This window comes from Pseudoxanthobacter sp., from assembly GCF_036822375.1.
GTDB lineage: Bacteria > Pseudomonadota > Alphaproteobacteria > Rhizobiales > Segnochrobactraceae > Pseudoxanthobacter.
Genome location: NZ_DAISHT010000232.1, coordinates 2,776 through 4,986 on the forward strand (window position 1 = coordinate 2,776; position 2,211 = coordinate 4,986).

At 68.7% G+C, this 2,211-nt stretch carries 2 protein-coding genes; one reads left to right on the top strand and one right to left on the bottom strand.

Translation table 11 applies throughout. From position 1 onward, the window contains the following. Positions 1 to 978 (top strand): GGDEF domain-containing protein (locus tag V7067_RS15390; protein ID WP_334176785.1); only part of this gene is annotated, 978 nt, incomplete at its 5' end. A gap of 122 nt (positions 979 to 1,100) precedes the next feature. Here V7067_RS15390 and V7067_RS15395 read toward each other — a convergent pair. Continuing rightward, positions 1,101 to 2,211 (bottom strand): SEC-C metal-binding domain-containing protein (locus tag V7067_RS15395; RefSeq protein WP_334176786.1); only part of this gene is annotated, 1,111 nt, incomplete at its 5' end.

The window sequence follows — 2,211 nt, forward strand, 5'->3', positions numbered from 1 at the left end:
GCAGGGGGACTTGCCACAGAGGGGCTTGCGCTGGTGGCGGAGGCGGCTGCGCACCAGTCCGACGCGATGCGTCGGGCGGCGGCGGTGCAGAGCGAGGCGGCTTTCTTCCGCCAGATCGCCGAGGCTTCCACCGACACGCTGGTGCGCGGCGATCTTCAGGGGCGGCGGCTTTATGTGTCGCCCTCGGTGCGGGCTCTGCTCGGCTATGAGCCGCAGGAGCTGCTGGGCCGCAAGGCCATCGACATCGTGCATCCGGAAGACCGGCCGGCGATGGAGCGGCTGATCGGCCGCATCCGCGACGGTTCCCTCGATCAGGGCATGCTGGACCTGCGCCAGCAGGCGCGCGACGGCACATGGGTGTGGATGGAGGCGCTGGTGCGGCTGACCCATGATGCCGCGACCGGCGTGCCGGATGGCTATGTCGCCTCCGTGCGCGATATCCGCCGGCGCAAGGCGGCCGAGCAGGAACTGGCCCGGCTGGCCACCCATGACGGACTGACGGGACTGCCCAACCGCGCCCTGCTGTTTGCCCGGCTGGAACAGGCGTTCGGCTGCATTGCCGGCACCGCACAGGGCCTTGCCTTCCTGTGCATCGATATCGACCGCTTCAAGGCCATCAACGATGGCCTTGGTCACCAGACCGGGGATGCGGTGCTGCGGGAGGTGGCGGGCCGTTTCCGGGCGGTGCTGCGGGAAGAGGATACGCTGGCGCGCATCGGCGGCGATGAGTTCGTGGTGCTGCTGTCGGCCTCCGGCCATCCGCAGCAGGCGGCGCGCGGAGCGGCGCAGCGGCTGATCGCGGCGCTCGCCGCGCCCATGGTCGTGGACGGGCATGCGTTGCCGGTCGGGGTCAGCATCGGCATTGCGATTGCGCACGCCGGCGATGCCGGCGCTTCGGGGGGCGTGGCGCTCTACCGGGCGGCCGACGAGGCGCTCTACCGCGCCAAGCACAGCGGCCGCGGCTGCTTCAGTTTCTGACGTCCGGCCCGATGGCGGCCGGCGCCGGCGAAAAGGCGGCGCAAACAAAAAAGGCCCGCCGGTTTCCGGGCGGGCCCTTCTGTTGTCGGACGTCAGGACGGACGGCCGGAGCCGGCCGCCTGTCAGGCCACGAACTGGCCGTGGCAGTGCTTGAACTTGCGGCCCGAACCGCACGGGCAGGGCTCGTTGCGCCCCACATGACCCCATGTGGCCGGATTGGCCGGATCGCGCCCGCCCGCCGCCGGGGCGGCCTCGGCAACGGCAGCCGGCTCTTCCTCGTTCTCGCCGGTGGTGGCATCGATGTGGACCGGCTCGGCTTCGGCCAGTTCGGCTTCGGCGACGGTCTCCAGCGCCGGTGCGGCCTGCTGCACCAGTTCCACGCGGGCCAGCTGGCCGGTCACCTGCTGGCGCAGCCGCACCAGCATGGCTTCGAACAGCGAGAACGCTTCGGACTTGTATTCGTTCAGCGGGTCGCGCTGGGCATAGCCGCGCAGGTGGATGGCGGAGCGCAGGTGATCGAGCGTGGCAAGGTGCTCGCGCCAGAGCTGGTCCAGCGTCTGCAGCAGCACCGCCTTTTCGATCTGCTGCATGATCGGCGTGCCGTACTGCTCCACCTTGCGGGCGATCACGGCATCCGCCGCGGTGCGGATGCGCTCGCGCACTTCCTGATCGGCGATGCCCTCTTCCTTCGCCCACGCATCCACGGGCTCGTCGAGGTTGAGGTAGGTCCGCACCTCGTCGTGAAGGCCGGCGACGTCCCACTGCTCGGGATAGGCGCGTTCCGGGATGTGCCGCGAAACGAGGTCCTCGATCACCTCGTGGCGCATCTCGGCCACGATTTCCGACACGTCTTCCGAACTCATCAGCTCGATGCGCTGCTCGAACACGACCTTGCGCTGGTCGTTCATCACGTCATCGTACTTGAGGATGTTCTTGCGGATATCGAAGTTGCGAGCCTCAACCTTCTGCTGGGCCTTTTCCAGCGCACGGTTGATCCACGGATGCACGATCGCCTCGCCTTCCTTCAGGCCGAGGCGCTGCAGCATGCCGTCCATGCGATCGGAACCGAAGATGCGCATCAGGTCGTCCTGCAGCGACAGGAAGAAGCGCGAATGGCCCGGATCGCCCTGACGGCCGGAACGGCCACGCAACTGGTTGTCGATGCGCCGGCTCTCGTGGCGCTCGGTGCCGATGACATAGAGGCCGCCGGCGGCCAGCGCCTTTTCCTTCAGC